This window comes from Silvibacterium acidisoli, from assembly GCA_022870745.1.
Taxonomy (GTDB): domain Bacteria; phylum Acidobacteriota; class Terriglobia; order Terriglobales; family Acidobacteriaceae; genus Silvibacterium.
Map to the genome: position 1 here is coordinate 4,060,066 of CP085323.1, position 16,125 is coordinate 4,076,190.

Consider the following 16,125-nt stretch of genomic DNA (forward strand, 5'->3'; position numbering starts at 1 on the left):
CTGCGTGTTACCGGCTCGCGTAGTAGCCGGCAACGGTTCTCGCGGTCACTCCCGGTTTGTTCACCTTTACCTGGACTGAGTGGTACTCATCGGGCTTCTCGCCGGTTGGAGGGACGTACGAGAGCGTGTAGAAAGGCTCCGCATCGCGCACTGCGCGATCCACCAGCCCGGCGATGTCGTTGCTGGAATTCAGCACCAGGCCGCCGCTATTGACGGCCAGAACCTGCAGGCTGATGTTGCCGATGGAGGCGTCCTGCCAGCGCTTCACCGGCTTCATGAAATCCTTGTAGATAAATGCGTGGAAGGTTCCCGCCTCATCGGTCCCCAGGGTATCCACGTTGTAGAGAGTGACGCGGGAGGCACGAAACAGATCTGAGAGCCGCATGATCTCGTTGAACAGGTCCTTCTGCTGTTTCTCTCCTATGATGACGTTCGGGCCGGAGAGAAAGGCCCATCCCGGCGAGAGCCACACCACTACCTTGCGTCCAGGCATCGTGTTCAGGCGCGTCAGGAGATCCGCCAGTGCTGTCACGGAGATCCCGAGGCGGTCTGTGGCTCCGTAAAATCCGGCCGCTCTGCCTTCCTGGCGTATGCCGATACTGAGTTGTTTCAGGTCCCGGCTCAGGGTGTTGCCGTCGGTGGAGGCGGTATTTTGCATTTTCACACCTCCATCCTCGGTTAAGAGCGCCAGCGACGTTGGGAAGGGAAGATGACCGTCATGGAGGCTGAGGAAGCGGTCCAGCTGGTTGCGGGTGAATGCGAGCCGGCTGTAGTCAGTATTTGCCGCGTCGATCAGCAGGATCACGCGGGTCTGCTCGAGGTCGTTCTTGTCGGGAGTAAACGAGGAAACCGGTTGCGGCTTGCCATTGTCGAAGATGCCAAAATCCTGCTCTGTCAGGCCTTCTATCGGAAGACCGTTGCCCTGGGTAGCGAACACGTCGAGATGGATCGCCTCACCCTGAGGAGCGGCAGCCAAAGTTGCCCGGGGCAGAAGGGCGGAAAGACAGAGGACAGAAACAAGCGCGCAGAATCGAACACGGACAGCCTTCATCGTTATACCCCTTGAGTGGCCCGCAGAGGATGCCCAACTGCATGGAGACGGAATGCCAAGTTATTTAGTCTCGCGATTTTTTATCATTTTCTGCGTTTCGGCGTATAGCCCGCCCGGCCGCGCCGCGAGACCGGCAAGAAATGGCCCAAAACCTGCTATACTCCAGTGTTTATGCGCGTTTATGTAATTCTTCCTGCAGCCGGACTCGGCACCCGGATGGCTGGCGGCAGCAGTTCCGCCGCCTCGCCGAAGCAGTTTCTTGAGCTCGCCGGTTTGCCGATACTGATCCATAGCCTGCGTGCCTTTGCCGGCATCGCCTCCGTTGCTGGAATCTATGTCGCCGTTCGCCCCAACGAGAAGGACCGCGTGACGGCACAGGTAAGCGAGTATGGATACACCGGAAAGGTCACGGTCGTCGAAGGCGGAGATCACCGCCAGCAGAGCGTGGCGAATGCCCTGGCCGCGATCGACTGCGCCCCTGACGATGTGATCCTGGTACATGACGCAGTGCGTCCTCTTATTGATCCTGCGACGATTCAGCGGACCATCGAAGCGGTAGAGAAGCACAAAGCCGCTATCGTAGCCCTGCCTGCGGTCGACACGATCAAGCAGGTGGAGCGTACGGCAGGCGGAGCCATCATCACCTCAACCATTCCGCGTGAGCATGTGGTCATGGCACAGACACCGCAGGGTTTTCGCTACTCGCTGCTGAAAGATGCTTTTGCCGCCGCTGCCGCTGACGAGTTTATCGGGACAGACGAAGCCAGCCTGGTGGAACGCTTTGGCGCGCAGGTGGCCGTGGTGCAGGGCTCGCCGTCGAATATCAAGATCACGCATCTCGGCGATATCGAGCTGGCGGAGTTCTACCTGCGGCGCAAACCTGTTTCGATTGGCTAAAACGCGGGGTGGTGGGCGCGCTTTTCCGCTGGCATTCGCGATACGATCACAAAGACTGCTTCACACGGAAAAATCATGAACATCAGAATCGGATACGGCTGGGATTCGCACGCGTTTAAGCCGGGCGTGCCATTGAAAATCGGAGGTCTTGCCATCGACCACCCCGAGGGGCTGGCAGGACACTCGGACGGCGATGTACTGCTGCATGCAATTACCGATGCATTGCTTGGCGCAGTTTCGGCCGGCGATATCGGAAGCTTCTTTCCTCCCGGCGATCCGCGCTGGAAGAATGCGGACTCATCGATCTTTCTGAACCTGGCGCTTGAAGAGATTCAGAATGCCGGTTATCGCATCGTCAATATCGATACGACTCTGGTGCTTGCCGCTCCTAAGATCGGCCCGCTGGCTGCGGATCTCCGCGAGCGCGTCGCCGACCTGCTCGACGTGGAGCCTTCGAACGTGGGCATCAAGGCCAAGAGCCCCGAGGGCCTGAATCTTGACCACGTAGCCCAGGCTCATGCCGTTGTCCTGCTGGAAAAGGTCGAGAACCCCGAAGAGCTGCGCAGCATGAGCGATGTGATCGAAAGCCAGAAGCAGCTCGAAGATGTCGTGAAGGACCTGGTGAGCCAGGTTCACGGCGTCGAGCCGCGGCGGGTTCTGAAGCCTGTCTTCGACACCGAAGATATCACTTAGTAGCTGGTGATGCGGTTAGCTTGGGACCGGCTAGCTTTTACGGCCAGCTGAGTTGCGGTCAGAAGATCCTGACTGCTCCTTAGCTGGCCGTTTCACTGCTGATGTCTTCGGGCTGACCGATCCTGCGCTGCCTTCGTGGTGCTACGCTGTTTTTGTGAAGATTGCCATTGCCGTCCTCCTGTTTGCAGCCTCCTGTGCTTCCGCTCAGGACTGGCGCACTCCCTCGGAAATCTCCAACTATGCAACCACTCCGGACTATGCCGCCACCATGGCGTACCTGCGCCGCGTGGCGGATGCTGCTCCGGCGCAGGTGAAGATTGAGCCGTTCGGCACCACTGGCGAAGGCCGTGAGCTGGACATTGTTATCGCTTCGAAGGATGGGGACTTCGATCCGGCGAAGATTCACGCGTCGCACCGGCCGATCGTGCTGGTGCAGAATTCGATCCATGCCGGCGAGATGGATGGCAAGGATGCCTGCATGGCCCTGTTGCGCGACATGGTGATCACGAAGTCGCAGGCGGCTTTGCTGGACAATGCTGTCTTCGTCTTTATTCCCATGTACAACGCCGACGGCCACGAACGGCGCTCACCCTACAACCGCATCAACCAGAACGGGCCCGATGAGATGGGCTGGCGCGGGAACGGCACAAATCTCAACCTGAATCGCGACTACATGAAGGCGGATGCGCCGGAGACACGCGCGCTGCTGAAGATGTTTCATGAGTGGCTGCCTGACTTCTTTGTCGACGATCATGTGACCGACGGCGCCGACTATCAGTACGACGTGACCTTCACCATCGATGACGGGCCAAACGTGTACAGCCCGACGGCGCACTGGATCGATGAGGCAGTGAAACCGGTGCTGGTGAAGGACGTCGATGCGGTGCCCGGCCACCTCGCCGCGCCGACCTATATCGAGCTGAATGACGACACCGATCCGGCGAAGGGACTGTCGTTCGACAATAATCCGCCGCGCTTTTCGACCGGCTACATGATTCTTGAGAACCGTCCCGGCATGCTGGTCGAGATGCACATGCTCAAGGACTACAAGACGCGTGTGACAGGGAACTACGAGGTGCTGCGCAGCCTGATGACGGTCGTTAATCGCGATGCCGCGAAGCTGGTTGCATTGAATGCCGCAGCGGACGCACAGGCAGAGCAGACGGGCGCGCACCCGCTTGCAAACCAACAGGTTGCGCTGAGCGTGGGCTGGAATGGCGAGACCACGCCATTTCTCTTTCACGGTTACAAATACACGCGGCAGCTGAGTGAAGTCTCGGGAAAGATGTGGGTGAAGTACTCGCACGAGCCGTGGGATGTGTCGCTGCCCATGTCGGACGGCTTCAAAGTGACGGCTTCGACCGCACCGCCTGTGGCCTACATCATTCCTCGCCAATGGGCGCATGTGATCGATGTGCTGGCCGCGCACCAGGTGAAGATGCAGCGGACTACTTCCGCATGGAGCGGACAGGTGGAGAGCTACCACTGTGGCGATATGCAGTGGAACCGGTTTCCCTTCGAAGGCCGTCATCCCATCTTTGCCGGAGAGGCAGGAGCGGAGCCGGGCAAGTTCGGCCATTGCGACCTGGTGACGGAGACGCAGACCTATCCCGCCGGTTCGGTCATTGTCCCGCTCAATCAGCGGCTGGCGAAGGTCGTGCTCGGCTGGCTGGAGCCCGCTGCTCCCGACTCCGCGATGGCCTGGGGCTTCTTCGATGCGATCTTCGAGCAGAAGGAGTATGGCGAACCCTACGTCGTCGAGAAGCTGGCGCGCGAGATGATGGCCAAGGATCCCCGTCTGAAGACGGAGTTCGAGCAGCGGGTGCAGAATGACCCGAATTTTGCTGCAGACCCGAACGCGCGGCTCAACTTCTTCTACGAGCATTCACCCTGGTATGCCGCGAACAAGGTCGGTCAGTATCCGGTGGGCAGGCTGCTGAAACTGGATGGCGTGCCGGTTGAAAAGTGAAGGCCAGCAGCTTGTGACCCTGTAGTTACCGGTGCGAGGTTACTAAGGGAGCACTTGGCTCTCCCGAAAGAGGGAGAGTCAATTTCTTTGGTCAGTGACAGAATGAGTGCAGTTGAGTCCGAGGCGGGAAGCGCTGTGTTTTCCCCAAGGATGGCGATGAGCGCCAGCACTTTGCCGGACCCGAAGCTCGTCCGGTGACTGAAGTCTCTCAGGGCTCGTATGCACAAAATGGAGAACACTCGATGACCCCTCGCACTGTAACCTCTCTTCTGCTCGGTTTCTCACTGGCAACTGCCGGTTCTCTCGTGGCGCAGCAGCCCGTCAACGGCCAGCCGATGGATGCGTCGCAGGCCCAGGCAGCAGCGGCTCCTGCCGCGGAAGCGCCTTCCAACCAGAAGTTCATCGTTCCTGCGGGAACAAAAATTCCGTTGACGCTGCGTGCGGCGATCAGCACCAAGACAGCCAAGCCGGGCGATGCCGTCTACCTTCAGACCAACTTCCCGACGGTGGTTGGTTCGCGCGTGGTCATTCCGCAGGGCGTTTTCGTCCAGGGATACATCGACGGCGTGCGCAAGCCCACCAAGATGAAGGGCCAGGCGCAGCTCATGATGCACTTTGTTTCGATGGCTTTCCCGAACGGCGTCGTGATTGCTCTGCCGGGCGCGGTCGACAAGGTTCCGGGTACGAACAACACCCAGGTGAAGGACAAGGAAGGTCTGATCCAGGGCGACAGCACCAAGGCCGCCGATGGCAAGACCGTTGTGGTTGACAGTGCAGGCGGCGCAGGCCTCGGAGCTCTCGCTGGTTATGCGGCCGGCAGCGGCCCTTCCGGCATGGGTATCGGTATCGGAGCTGGAGCCGGTGCAGCAGCGGGTATCGTCGAAGTCATGCTGAAGCACGGCAACGCCGACATCGTCTTCCAGGAAGGCTCGACAGTCACCATGGTGATGCAGCGTCCGCTGGAAGTGGAAGAGCAGCAGCTTGCCGGCATGAAGAACCTGACCGGTTACGATGGTCCGGAGATGACCCCGGTGAACGCGCAGCAGATGCCGATGGCCAAGCCCACCACCAACAGCCAGCCGAAGGCCACCAACTAACTTCTGCCTTTAAGACAAAAGAAAATGCCCGCTTGCCGCGGGCATTTTCTTTTTGGGCAACTATTGCGGAACCTGCCAACCGGCCCCGGCGTTTTCAAGCATCGTTTGTCCGGGCTGCGGAGAGCTGACAGCTTTCCCCATGTCAGGGAAGGCAGCAGTCATCTTGTCCGTTTTTACCCACACCGGAATATCCATCAGCGTGGTGTGGTAGCTTGCCGTCGTCTGCAGGAACTTGCCCTGCTTGACCGGAGCGGTGAAGCTGTCGACGGCGGTCACGGTCTTATGTCCGTAGCAGAAACGCGGCGCGGCGCGCTCGCCGAGCGGCGTAAGCGTGTAGCGATAGAACTTGGCCGCGGGAACAGCTTCACGCTTCATCAGTCCCACGTCGGTCATCGCGTCCAGCTTCTTCTTCTGGTCGGCGAAGTTATCGCCGGGCATCAGGTCGAGAGGGAACTTCAGGCCTTCCGGATAGAGGCATTCATTGTGCGCCTCGTAGTACTGGTTCAGGCCCTTCTGCAGCTTGTCGTTGCTGGGTTTTACATCGGTCGCGCAGCCTGCTGCCAGCATCAATGCGGCTGCGGCGAGGGTTTTGATCGTACCGTTCATACGTGCTCCTCTGTAGATGACTCATAAGAAGCACCTTGAGCCGGATTCGCCGCCTGACAGCAATTTTGTAACTTTATTTGCGAAATCGGAAAGCCTCAGGCAACAAAAATGTCTGTCTTCGCACTCAGCCATAACAGCAACGCGTAACAGCACAACTGAGGGGACACAATGAAAATTCTTGGAGTCATACTCGTCATCGCGGGCGTAGCGGCGCTCATCTATGGCGGCTTTACCTTCACGACGAAGAAGAAGGCAGTAGACATGGGACCGATTCAGATCGACAAGACGGAGCATCATTCGGTGCCGCTGCCTCCGCTTCTTGGAGTCGTGGCGATTGTCGGCGGTGGCGCTCTCTTCTATTTCGGAGCGAAGGAAGGAAAATAACTGCAAGGAATCAGCCGCGGGCATTTCGGTCTGGGCAGGTATGGGCTTCACGCCCTGAGGCATTTCTCAGTGCGGCTGATTCTTCCACAGCATCGGCACGTAATAGACGCTCAGATACCAGGACAGCAGGAAGAGGACGATCAGCCCTGCCAGCGACCAGAAGAAGAGTTGAACCGGCAGGGTTCGCATCAGGGTATGGCGTGGCGCAATCGGTTCATCGGCGCGGAAGACCATGCCGCTGGCGAAGCAGATGCAGGCTGCGATGGCTAAATGCAGGAACAAGGCCATCGCAATCCGCTCATCCCACCGCGTGCCGGGCACAAAGAATGCGCTGGCCATCAGCGCCCATAGCGAGACGATGCTTAGCAGCAGCGAAATCGCTTTGCCCAGCTCCAACACATTTGCCTCACGCGTATAGATTCTTCAGCGCTGGATAAACCTTCCGGAAAGCATTGTATCCCCGCGCATACTGCGTTGCATCGGCGCTTACAGGTTCGATGCGCTGCGCTACGTGGATCGCCGCGGCGCAGGCGGCGTCGAGATCTGGCCACCCCTTCGCTCCAACGCCAGCCAGCAGGGCCGCGCCGAAGGCTCCGCCTTCTTCGGCGGTAAGAATCTCAACGGCATGGTTGTAGACCGATGCCTGTATTTGCCGCCAGAGCGGGCCGCGTGCTCCGCCGCCGCCAAGGCGTACGCCCTTGACGGGAATGCCCAGCTCGGCGAAGAGCGTGAAGGTGTCCTGCAGAGAATAGGCGACGCCTTCGAGGACGGCGCGGACAAGATGATCGCGGGTGTGCTGGGCCGTGAGGCCGACGAAAGCGGCGCGTGCCGTCGAGTCGAGATGCGGCGTGCGCTCGCCGAGCAGGTACGGAGTCCACAGCAGGTCATCGCTGCCTGCCGGGATCTTCGCCGCGCCTTGCGTAAGCGTGTCGTAATCGACTCCGGGAGCAATCACATCCCGCAGCCAGCGCAGCGAGAGACCGGCGGACTGGGTGACGCCCATCACGTGCCAGCGACCGGGAACGGCATGGCAGAAGGTATGCAGGCGGCCCTGCGGATCGCGCGTGGGGGCTGCCGTGGCCGCGAAGACCACGCCTGAGGTGCCGATGGTAGCCGAGACCGAGCCGGGTTCGAGGATGCCCATGCCGACCGCGCCGGCGCCCTGGTCGCCTGCTCCGGCGGCTACTGGCGTGCCGGCGATGAGGCCGGTAAGCTTAGCGGCTTCGTCCGAGATGTGCGCGCAGATCTCCGGCGACTCGAAGAGTTCCGGCAGCCACGCCTCGGGAATGCCCGCGACCTTCGCGACCTCGGACGACCAGCGGCGATTGGCGACGTCGAGCAGCAGCGTGCCCGATGCCTCGTGCACGTCGATGGCGTACTTGCCAGTCAGCTTGAAGCGGACGTAGTCCTTGGGGCAGAGGATATGCGCGATGTTCGCGAAGATCTCCGGCTCGTTCTTCTTCACCCACAGCAGCTTGGTCAGCGTGAAGTTGGGCAGCGCGGGGTTCGCGGTCAGCTCGATCAGCTTTTCGCGGCCGATCTGCTCATGCAGCCAGTCGCATTCCGCATCGGTACGCTGGTCGCACCATATCAGCGAAGGACGCAGCACGTTGCCGTGTACATCGAGCATGACCGCTCCATGCATCTGGCCAGTGAGACCGACGGCTTCAACCTTCGCGCCCGTCGCGAGAACCTCGCGAATCGCCTGCTGCGCGGCGCGCCACCAGTCTTCGGGGTCCTGTTCGGCCCAGCCGGGGTATGGGCTGCGGAAGTTCGCGTGTTCGGCCGAGGCCGAGGCCTTGAGCCTGCCATCCAAATCAACCAGTACGGCACGGGTGCCGCCGGTACCTATATCCAGCCCTAAAAACACGCGATTGCTCCTTTGGAAACAGCCTTCAGTCGTTAGCTTTCAGCTTTCAACGGATGCTGTGCCATCTCACTTTAATTGTTTGCGACAGCGTCCGCCAGCCGCTGCCCTTGAGCGGTCGTCCCTCGAGGATTGTCATTCCGAAACCAGTGAGGAATCTGCACTTCGCGCAGTCGATAAAGGCAGATTCCTCGTTTCACCCGGAATAACAAGTCATAGAGCGCGAGCCTTGCCGGCAGCAGCGCAGGGCTTGCGGCGGAAACACGTCTCCGAGTGATCGTTGACCATGCCCGAAGCCTGCATAAACGCGTGCACAATGGTCGGACCAACAAACTTGAAGCCGCGCTTCTTCAGCTCCTTCGACATGGCAATGGAAGCGGCTGTCTGTGCCACGATTGGACCCTTCGCCTGTACGGGTTTGCCTCCGGCCAGCGACCAGATCCAGTGAGAGAAGCTTTCGCCGGACTTCTCCATCGCAACGTAGATACGAGCTGCGCCGATGGTCGCCACGATCTTTGCGCGGGAGCGGATGATGCCTTCGTCGGCCAGCAGGCGCTCGATGTCCTTCTCGGTAAACTTTGCGACCTTGTGCGGATCGAATCCGCGAAAGGCTTTGCGAAAGGCCTCGCGCTTGCGCAGCACGGTAATCCACGACAGCCCCGCCTGGAAGCCCTCAAGCATCAGCAGCTCCCAGAGCGTGCGGCTGTCATATTCGGGCATGCCCCATTCGGTGTCGTGGTAATCGCGCATCGATGGGTCCGATCCGGCCCAGGTACAGCGTTGGATTTCAGGCATGGTCTCTCGCTAATTAGGTAGATGGAAGCGTCCGACGAGAACGCCTTTCATCAGAATATGCCCTTCCATCGCCTTCTCGACATCGGCCTGCGTGGCATCGGGGCCGAGTGGGAGCCTGGTGTCCAGCGCGTAGAGTTCGAAGGTGTAATGATGGTTCGGGCCAACCGCCGCCGCGCCCATGCCGAGGTATCCAACCTTCTTCGCGCGATTCATCGCCTGGATCGATCCGTTAGGTAACGTTGCGTTTGCCGGAACGCCTTCGGCAAGCTCGCGCGCGGTCCCCGGAATATTGAAGACCATCCAGTGCAGCACCTGTTCGTTGCTCTTATCGATGGATGTATCGGGATCGTGAACGATCAGCGTGAAGCTCTGCGTGCCGTCAGGAACGAAGTCCCAGGTAAGCTTCGGCGAGGTGGCTCCAGCGGTCTTCGCATTCGGAGCAGCCATGGTGTAGCGGTCGGGAATGATGCCTCCATCATCGAAGGCCGTTGTAGTGAGAGTAAGGCGCTGTTTGCCGGGAGTTTGGGCGAGAAGCGACGGAGCTGTGAAGAGAACAATGGCCGCGATGAGAAGCTTTTTCATGATTGCCTCCAGACGACGCAGACATTGTAGCCGGAGGAAGCGAGAGCCTCGTCAATGGACGAGGCTCTCGCCTTGTAGCTCATCACGGAGAGCACATAGAGAGTCTTCGCAAAACCCTCTGTGCTCTCTGTGGTGAATATTTCTTCAAAGTGAGCGGAGCAGCGAAACCTGCGAAGAGGTGTCGTCTACGGTAGACGCAGAACGATGCCGGTAGTCAGAGTCTTCGGGTTCGGATTGCCGATGTTATCGGCCGTAAAGCCCATGTAGGAGAACTCGGCTACACGCCAGTCGATGTGCGGGAAGATCGTCCAGTCGAGACCGGCAATCAGGTTGTAGTTCAGCGAAGTTTTGTCGGTCGTGGACGAGCCCTGGCCAATCTCGATCTTCGAGCCGCCAATTTCTGCCGCGATATACGGCATAAACGGTACCAGGTGGGGCCTGAGGCGAAGTTGCGGTCCGACAGTGCCGCTGTAGATGGTGTTCTGGCCGCTGCCGCCGAGCAGCGAAGCACGCGCGTCGGCGCCGAGCGAGATAAAGGGCGCGTGCCAGAAGTCGTGATAAGCCCCGAATGTCGTGCCGCTGTTCCAGCCAACGTTGGGGATGTTGAAATCGGAAGCGCTGTAACCGGCGTAAATACCTGTCTGTGCAAAGGCAGCAGCAGGCATCAGGAGAAGAAATGCAAAGAGCAGCTTAAGAGAACGCATGATGATTCCTTCAGTTGATTCTGGCAATAAAACAGCCACACGTATAAGACGCGTGGCTGTCAAAAACAGAGGTCTGTAGAAGTTACAAAAGCTTCGCCATGATCTCAGTTAGTACCTGCTTCGAAGGGCGCGTGCGACTTTCAGGCAGCGTGGCGAGCGGCTCATCGACTGTATTCAACAGTTCGGTGAAGCTGGGCTTCTGCGTGTCGATATAGAAGACGCCGGTAAGGATCTCCCCCTTCTCGTGGGCTTCCATTAGCGCACTGACAGCGGACACGCGGTTGTTCGGGTTGTAATCCTCGCGCAGCTTGCGAAGGCGCAGGTGAGAGCCGTCATGCATCTTCACGTCGTAGGTCGAGCCCGCGTCGTAGTCGACAGAGATATCTTCGAAATGCGGCACAAAGCCCACTTCGCTGATCGCCTCTTCGTGCTCCTGCATGTACTTGTAGCTCTTGGTCGAGCCCTCGTGATCGTTGAAGGTTACGCAGGGCGAGATGACATCGAGCATCACCGTGCCCTTGTGCGAGATCGCAGCCTTCAGCATGGCAAGCAGCTGCTTCTTATCTCCTGAAAAAGAGCGGCCGACGAACGTGGCTCCAAGCTGCACGGCCAGCGCGCAGGTGTCGATCGCTGGCAGATCGTTGATGACGCCGGTCTTCAGCTTCGAACCAACATCGGCAGTCGCCGAGAACTGGCCCTTGGTGAGTCCGTACACGCCGTTGTCTTCGATGATGTAGATGATCGGCAGATTGCGTCGCAGAAGGTGGACGAACTGCCCCATGCCGATGGATGCCGTGTCGCCATCGCCGGAGACGCCGAGTGCCTTTACGGTCTTGTTCGCAAGCAGCGCGCCAGTGGCGACAGCAGGCATGCGTCCATGGACGGTGTTGAAGCTGTGCGCACGCGAGAGAAAGTAGGCCGGGCTCTTCGATGAGCAGCCGATGCCGGAGATCTTCATTACGCGCTCGGGCTGCACACCCATCTCGTACATCGCGTCGATGATGCGTTCGGAGATGGCATTGTGTCCGCAGCCGGCGCAGAGCGTTGTCTTGCCGCCACGATAGTCGACGATGGGCAGGCCGATGCGGTTGACCTTCGGTGTTGGAGTTGCGGTCGCCATCTAGATACCCTCCTGCAGCACAAGTTCGTCTGTGACCGATCGCGCATCGATCGGCAGTCCATTGAAGTGACGGATGCTGCGCAGCCTGACCGCATCCTCAGCGGGAAGGTCGAGCTTGAGCAGGCTTAGCAGCTGTGCATCGCGATTCTGTTCGACGATATAGACGCGTTCGTGCGCGGCGACGAAGTCGTGAATCTCCTTCGCGAAAGGGAAGGCCCGGATGCGGAGATAATCCGTCTCAATGCCGTACTCCCGGCTGAGCTGGTCGCGGCTTTCGGAGACGGCGAAGTCCGAGGTGCCGAAGGCGACGAGGCCAATCGGCGAGCTGCCGTTTTGCACGACGAACGGCGCGGGAACGAGCGTGCGGGCGGTCTCGAATTTGCGAGCCAGCCGCTCCATCTGATTCTGATAGTCGTCGGGCCGCTCGGTGTAGAGCGCTTTCTCGTTGTGACCGGTGCCGCGGGTAAAGTAGGCGGCCTTGGGATGATCCGTGCCCGGCAGGGTGCGGTAGGGGATACCGTCGCCATCGACATCGGCGTAGCGGGCGAAGTCGCCGAGGCGGTTCAGGTCTTCGGCGGTCAGCACCTTACCCCGATCAAGTGGCTTGTCGGGATACTCGAAGGGATCGGACATCCAGTTGTTCATGCCGAGATCGAGATCTGACACGACGAAGACGGGAGTCTGCAGCCTCTCGGCCAGGTCGAAGGCGGCGATGGCGAACTCGTAGCACTCTCTCACCGAACCGGGCAGCAACATGACATGCCTGGTATCTCCGTGGGAGAGGTAGGCGATGGAAAGCAGGTCGGCCTGCGCTGTGCGCGTGGGCAGGCCGGTCGAGGGACCTACGCGCTGGATGTCGAAGATCACTCCCGGAAGCTCTGCGAAGTATCCCAGGCCGGCGAACTCGGCCATCAGCGAAATTCCGGGCCCGGAGGTTGCGGTCATGGAGCGCGCGCCGGCCCATCCCGCTCCCAGCACCATGCCCACCGCCGCCAGCTCGTCTTCGGCTTGTACGACAGCAAAGCTGGCTTTCCCATCAGGCTCTACGCGATATTTCTTCAAGTAATCGATTAACTGTTCAACGACGGAAGAAGATGGAGTGATCGGGTACCAGGTCACAACAGTGACGCCGGCAAACATGGCGCCGAGAGCGGCGGCGGCATTGCCGTCGATGATGATCTTTCCCTCGGTCGCACGCATGCGTTCGAGAAGGAAGGGATCCTGCTTGGGAAGCGATTCAGCGGCGTAGTTGTAGCCCGCCTCGATGGCGGCCCAGTTCAGGTCGGCTGCCTTCTGCTTTTTGGCGAACTGGCGGCGGACGGCTTTCTCAACGACCTCGACGTCTAGCGAGATCAGCTTCGCGACCACGCCAACGTAAACCATGTTCTTCACCAGCTTGCGCAGGCGGGCCTCGGGGCAGACGGCCGCGGTGATTTTGTCGAATGGAACCGGATAGCAGGTAATGTCATCGCGGTACTGCGCGAGATCGAGCGACGTTTCGTAGATGGCCACCGCGCCGGATGGCAGCGAGAGGATGTCTTCCTTCGCGGTCTCGGCGTTCATGGCTACGAGGATGTCGATCTCTTTCTTGCGGGCGACGTATCCGTGTTTGCTGGCGCGGATGGTGTACCAGGTGGGCAGGCCGGCGATGTTCGATGGGAAGAGGTTTTTGCCGCTGACCGGGATGCCCATGGCGAAGATGCTTCGCAGCAGGATGGTGTTGGCAGACTGAGATCCGGAGCCGTTTACCGTGGCTACCTGGATGCTGAAGTCGTTGATGATCGGGGTTTTCGTTCCGGAAGACTGTTCTATCGTGCCTGCGGCGGGCTGCGTGGATTCAGGTCCGGCAGCGCCCAGGGCAACATCACCTGTCGCCATTTGGCGGTATCCCCTTTGAGAGGAATGGGAAAGGCTGGTCTCTTTCCAGGCCACCCATTATAGCCACTCGCAAAAGGGCGTTCCCGCATAGTGAAACCGGTTTCTGGGGGAACGAAGAGCAGATGATTTGTTGCGGTCGGAATGACAGACGTTTGGGAAAGGCAAAGGGGCCCAGAATCCCGATCTCGGTTTTCCGAACCCTGCTTTAACTCAATTCTTCAGATCGGCCATAACGCGGGCTACATCCGCCTGCTGCTCCGCGGTGAGCGGCAGCAGCGGCAGGCGGGGACGTCCGCCGTAGTATCCGTTCAGGTCGCAGGCGTGCTTGATGCCGGCGATGCCAAGGGTCGAGCCCACCACCACGGAAGCATCGATCAGGCGCTCCTGCTTTTCGCGTGCGAGCTCCGGATCGTTGTCCTTCCATGCAAAGTAGACCTCCTGGCAGGCCTGCGGGGCGCAGGCAGCCATGCCGAGCACACCGCCGGAGGCTCCAGCTTCAATGGAGGCGAGGAACTTCTCTCCCGAGCCGCTGAGCACCTGGAATCCGATCTCCTTTTTGCGGACCTTCATCAGCGGTGCAGGGGGCACGACGGCCATGGCCGCTTCGCCGCCGAGAGCTATCGCCGAGACAAAGTTGACCGGAGGGATCGCTGCCTCGGCCTGCATACGGCCGGTGAAAGCCGTGAAGGTGGTGGTCACAGAAACCTCGCGGCGTGGCGCGTTGCGGGTCGCGGCAACAACTTCGGCGATGCGCTCGACGTTACCGCTCGAGTCCTTGAGGCCGATGATGTTGGGATGCTGGGCCAGCTCGGCGATTATGTCGACCGGCATGTCGTAGTGCGTGAGTTTGGGGATGCTGTAGAGGATGACGGGCAGCGGCGACTGGTCAGCCAGCGTGCGGTAGTAGTTCAGAATCTCGCGGCGTCCCATTTGCGGAACGTAGTAATTCGGCGTGCGAACGAGCACAGCGTCGTAGCCATGGTCGGCGGAGTATTCGGCAAGCTTGAGCGTTTCGATCACGCTTTCGCGTGCGATACCGGCCAGCATGACCTTCTCAGAAGAGGCGGCATTGATGGCTTCCTTCAGGACGGCGCGCGTGTCTTCGTCGCCCACCATGACGGATTCGCCGGTCGATCCAAGCACAACCATTCCGGCTACCGGCGTGCGCGAATAGCGGTCTACATTGTGTTCGAGCTTTTTCAGGTAGACACGGCCATCCGGGTAGAAGGGCGTGGTCAGTGCGGGAAAGATTCCTTCGAGAAGCATGAAACGATTGTAGTGGAAAAGCAGCTGAGGAACGGGTAGCTGGAAGACGTCAGATAGAGGACCAGCCGGCAGCTTTGAGTTGTCACTCCGAACGCAACGGGGAATCTCGATGCCGCGCCCGGAATGACAATCAATTTCTTAGAAGACCTTAAAGTGAATGGTCAGGTACTTCTTAGGATCCTTGCGGATTGCCGTCACGAGATTGCTCGAGTTCGAGATCATCTCGTCAGCGTGATTGTAGAGCGACGGATTCTTCACCAGCTGCCCGATCGTTCCTTCGCCGCTGTCAACCTGGTTGAGCACCGAGTTCAGGTGGGTGATGGTGTCATCCAGCTTGTGCGCGAACTGCGGGTCCTTGACCATCATGCCGAGCGCGCCCTTACCCTGGTTCACATCCGCCAGAAGCTTGTTGAGGCTGTCGGTCGACTGTCTGAGATTGTTGTAAAGCGTCTCGTCCTTAAGCAGCTTGCCCGCGCTGCCTTTGCCGGCATCGAGTTCGGCAGAGATGTTCTCAAGGTGGCCCATGGTGTTGTCGATACGCTTGTAAAGCGTGTCATCGGAGACCAGCTTGCCGATGGAGCCTTTGCCATTCGAGATGTTGTCCACCAGGCCGGAGAGCTGGTTTACGGTGGCAACAGCCTTGTTGTAGAGCGTCGGATCGTTGATCAGCTGGCCGATGGAACCCTTGCCGCTGTTCAGCGCATCGACCAGGTTGTCCACCTTGGCAAGAATCGTATTCAGCTGTTCGATCGTTCCCTGGCTGGACTTGATTACGTCGTTGAGGCTGGGTGTTTCGGTCGTGCCCAACTCGCCGTTGTTCTGGAGCGGTCCTCCGACGGCTGTTTTGCTGTTGATATTTACAACCGTATCGCCGAGAACTCCGACCGTTTCGAGGCTGGTTTTCGAGTCAGTCTTCAGCGCGTCGCTGTACTGCTTGCTGAGCTTCATCGTGACCTGAACGGGGGTGAGCTTGCGTTCCGGAATGACCTTGATGCTCTTCACGTTACCGATGGTCACGCCTTCGAGATTGACCGGGGCGCCGACCTTCAGGCCGGCTGCGTCTTCGAAGTAAGAGACGGCGGTGAGCTTGCCCTGCCAGAAACCGCCCGTCGTACCAGACATGACAAAAACGAGCGCGATCAGCACCGAGATTGCCACGATGACCAGAACACCAATTTTTAACTGCGACCACTGAATCTGCTGCTGGCTAGGCAAG

Annotated in this window: 16 protein-coding genes; 5 read left to right on the top strand and 11 right to left on the bottom strand. The window is 59.5% G+C overall.

The annotated features are described in order from the left end of the window. Nucleotides 1–7: 7 nt before the first annotated feature. Nucleotides 8–1,051, bottom strand: coding sequence for a VWA domain-containing protein (locus tag LJD29_RS16920; protein WP_446742737.1), 1,044 nt, complete (start codon nt 1,049–1,051; stop codon nt 8–10). 171 nt (nt 1,052–1,222) lie between these two features. Here LJD29_RS16920 and ispD point away from each other — a divergent pair, with 171 nt between their 5' ends. The 4 genes from ispD (at nt 1,223) to LJD29_RS16940 (ending at nt 5,707) form a co-directional block, all read left to right on the top strand. Further along, nucleotides 1,223–1,948, top strand: coding sequence for a 2-C-methyl-D-erythritol 4-phosphate cytidylyltransferase (gene ispD / locus LJD29_RS16925; protein ID WP_446742738.1), 726 nt, complete (start codon nt 1,223–1,225; stop codon nt 1,946–1,948). A gap of 75 nt (nt 1,949–2,023) precedes the next feature. Then, a complete protein-coding gene (gene ispF, locus LJD29_RS16930; protein ID WP_446742739.1) occupies nt 2,024–2,641 on the top strand; it encodes a 2-C-methyl-D-erythritol 2,4-cyclodiphosphate synthase in 618 nt (205 codons plus the stop codon). 154 nt (nt 2,642–2,795) lie between these two features. Further along, nucleotides 2,796–4,610 carry a M14 family metallopeptidase gene (locus LJD29_RS16935; protein ID WP_446742740.1) on the top strand — a complete coding sequence of 605 codons (1,815 nt, stop codon included), beginning with the start codon at nt 2,796–2,798 and terminating at the stop codon, nt 4,608–4,610. A gap of 242 nt (nt 4,611–4,852) precedes the next feature. After that, nucleotides 4,853–5,707, top strand: coding sequence for a hypothetical protein (locus LJD29_RS16940; protein ID WP_446742741.1), 855 nt, complete (start codon nt 4,853–4,855; stop codon nt 5,705–5,707). A gap of 60 nt (nt 5,708–5,767) precedes the next feature. Here LJD29_RS16940 and LJD29_RS16945 read toward each other — a convergent pair whose 3' ends face one another. Next, on the bottom strand, nt 5,768–6,313 hold the full coding sequence (locus tag LJD29_RS16945) for an SEN1982 family lipoprotein (RefSeq protein ID WP_446742742.1): 546 nt from the start codon (nt 6,311–6,313) through the stop codon (nt 5,768–5,770). A gap of 168 nt (nt 6,314–6,481) precedes the next feature. Between LJD29_RS16945 and LJD29_RS16950 the strand changes: the two genes are divergently transcribed. Beyond that, a complete protein-coding gene (locus LJD29_RS16950; protein WP_446742743.1) occupies nt 6,482–6,697 on the top strand; it encodes a DUF3185 domain-containing protein in 216 nt (71 codons plus the stop codon). Between the two features lie 66 nt (nt 6,698–6,763). On the opposite strand, the gene LJD29_RS16955 is transcribed toward LJD29_RS16950, so the two are convergent. The 9 genes from LJD29_RS16955 to LJD29_RS16995 form a co-directional block, all read right to left on the bottom strand. Then, nucleotides 6,764–7,093, bottom strand: a complete 330-nt coding sequence (locus tag LJD29_RS16955) for a hypothetical protein (protein WP_446742744.1) — start codon at nt 7,091–7,093, stop codon at nt 6,764–6,766. Nucleotides 7,094–7,103: 10 nt separating this feature from the next. Continuing rightward, entirely contained in the window at nt 7,104–8,567 is a 1,464-nt protein-coding gene (xylB, locus tag LJD29_RS16960; RefSeq protein WP_446742745.1) for a xylulokinase, read from the bottom strand. Between the two features lie 210 nt (nt 8,568–8,777). Beyond that, nucleotides 8,778–9,359 carry a DNA-3-methyladenine glycosylase I gene (locus LJD29_RS16965; protein ID WP_446742746.1) on the bottom strand — a complete coding sequence of 194 codons (582 nt, stop codon included), beginning with the start codon at nt 9,357–9,359 and terminating at the stop codon, nt 8,778–8,780. Nucleotides 9,360–9,368: 9 nt separating this feature from the next. Then, on the bottom strand, nt 9,369–9,941 hold the full coding sequence (locus tag LJD29_RS16970; protein WP_446742747.1) for a YbhB/YbcL family Raf kinase inhibitor-like protein: 573 nt from the start codon (nt 9,939–9,941) through the stop codon (nt 9,369–9,371). A 185-nt stretch (nt 9,942–10,126) separates the two neighbouring features. Beyond that, complete coding sequence (locus LJD29_RS16975) at nt 10,127–10,645, bottom strand: outer membrane beta-barrel protein (RefSeq protein ID WP_446742748.1); 519 nt, start codon at nt 10,643–10,645, stop codon at nt 10,127–10,129. Between the two features lie 82 nt (nt 10,646–10,727). Then, entirely contained in the window at nt 10,728–11,765 is a 1,038-nt protein-coding gene (locus LJD29_RS16980; RefSeq protein ID WP_446742749.1) for a 2-oxoacid:ferredoxin oxidoreductase subunit beta, read from the bottom strand. Next, a complete protein-coding gene (locus LJD29_RS16985; RefSeq protein ID WP_446742750.1) occupies nt 11,766–13,643 on the bottom strand; it encodes a 2-oxoacid:acceptor oxidoreductase subunit alpha in 1,878 nt (625 codons plus the stop codon). Between the two features lie 210 nt (nt 13,644–13,853). Then, nucleotides 13,854–14,909, bottom strand: a complete 1,056-nt coding sequence (locus LJD29_RS16990) for a dihydrodipicolinate synthase family protein (protein ID WP_446742751.1) — start codon at nt 14,907–14,909, stop codon at nt 13,854–13,856. A gap of 138 nt (nt 14,910–15,047) precedes the next feature. Further along, on the bottom strand, nt 15,048–16,124 hold the full coding sequence (locus LJD29_RS16995) for an MlaD family protein (RefSeq protein ID WP_446742752.1): 1,077 nt from the start codon (nt 16,122–16,124) through the stop codon (nt 15,048–15,050). Nucleotide 16,125 lies beyond the last annotated feature (1 nt).

Bases quoted from the DNA above. Each gene is read 5' to 3' on its own strand.
- LJD29_RS16920 (WP_446742737.1), bottom strand. From the start codon at position 1,051: ATGAAGGCTGTCCGTGTTCGATTCTGCGCGCTTGTTTCTGTCCTCTGT.
- ispD (WP_446742738.1), top strand. From the start codon at position 1,223: ATGCGCGTTTATGTAATTCTTCCTGCAGCCGGACTCGGCACCCGGATG.
- ispF (WP_446742739.1), top strand. From the start codon at position 2,024: ATGAACATCAGAATCGGATACGGCTGGGATTCGCACGCGTTTAAGCCG.
- LJD29_RS16940 (WP_446742741.1), top strand. From the start codon at position 4,853: ATGACCCCTCGCACTGTAACCTCTCTTCTGCTCGGTTTCTCACTGGCA.
- LJD29_RS16945 (WP_446742742.1), bottom strand. From the start codon at position 6,313: ATGAACGGTACGATCAAAACCCTCGCCGCAGCCGCATTGATGCTGGCA.
- LJD29_RS16950 (WP_446742743.1), top strand. From the start codon at position 6,482: ATGAAAATTCTTGGAGTCATACTCGTCATCGCGGGCGTAGCGGCGCTC.
- LJD29_RS16965 (WP_446742746.1), bottom strand. From the start codon at position 9,359: ATGCCTGAAATCCAACGCTGTACCTGGGCCGGATCGGACCCATCGATG.
- LJD29_RS16970 (WP_446742747.1), bottom strand. From the start codon at position 9,941: ATGAAAAAGCTTCTCATCGCGGCCATTGTTCTCTTCACAGCTCCGTCG.
- LJD29_RS16975 (WP_446742748.1), bottom strand. From the start codon at position 10,645: ATGCGTTCTCTTAAGCTGCTCTTTGCATTTCTTCTCCTGATGCCTGCT.
- LJD29_RS16980 (WP_446742749.1), bottom strand. From the start codon at position 11,765: ATGGCGACCGCAACTCCAACACCGAAGGTCAACCGCATCGGCCTGCCC.
- LJD29_RS16985 (WP_446742750.1), bottom strand. From the start codon at position 13,643: ATGGCGACAGGTGATGTTGCCCTGGGCGCTGCCGGACCTGAATCCACG.
- LJD29_RS16990 (WP_446742751.1), bottom strand. From the start codon at position 14,909: ATGCTTCTCGAAGGAATCTTTCCCGCACTGACCACGCCCTTCTACCCG.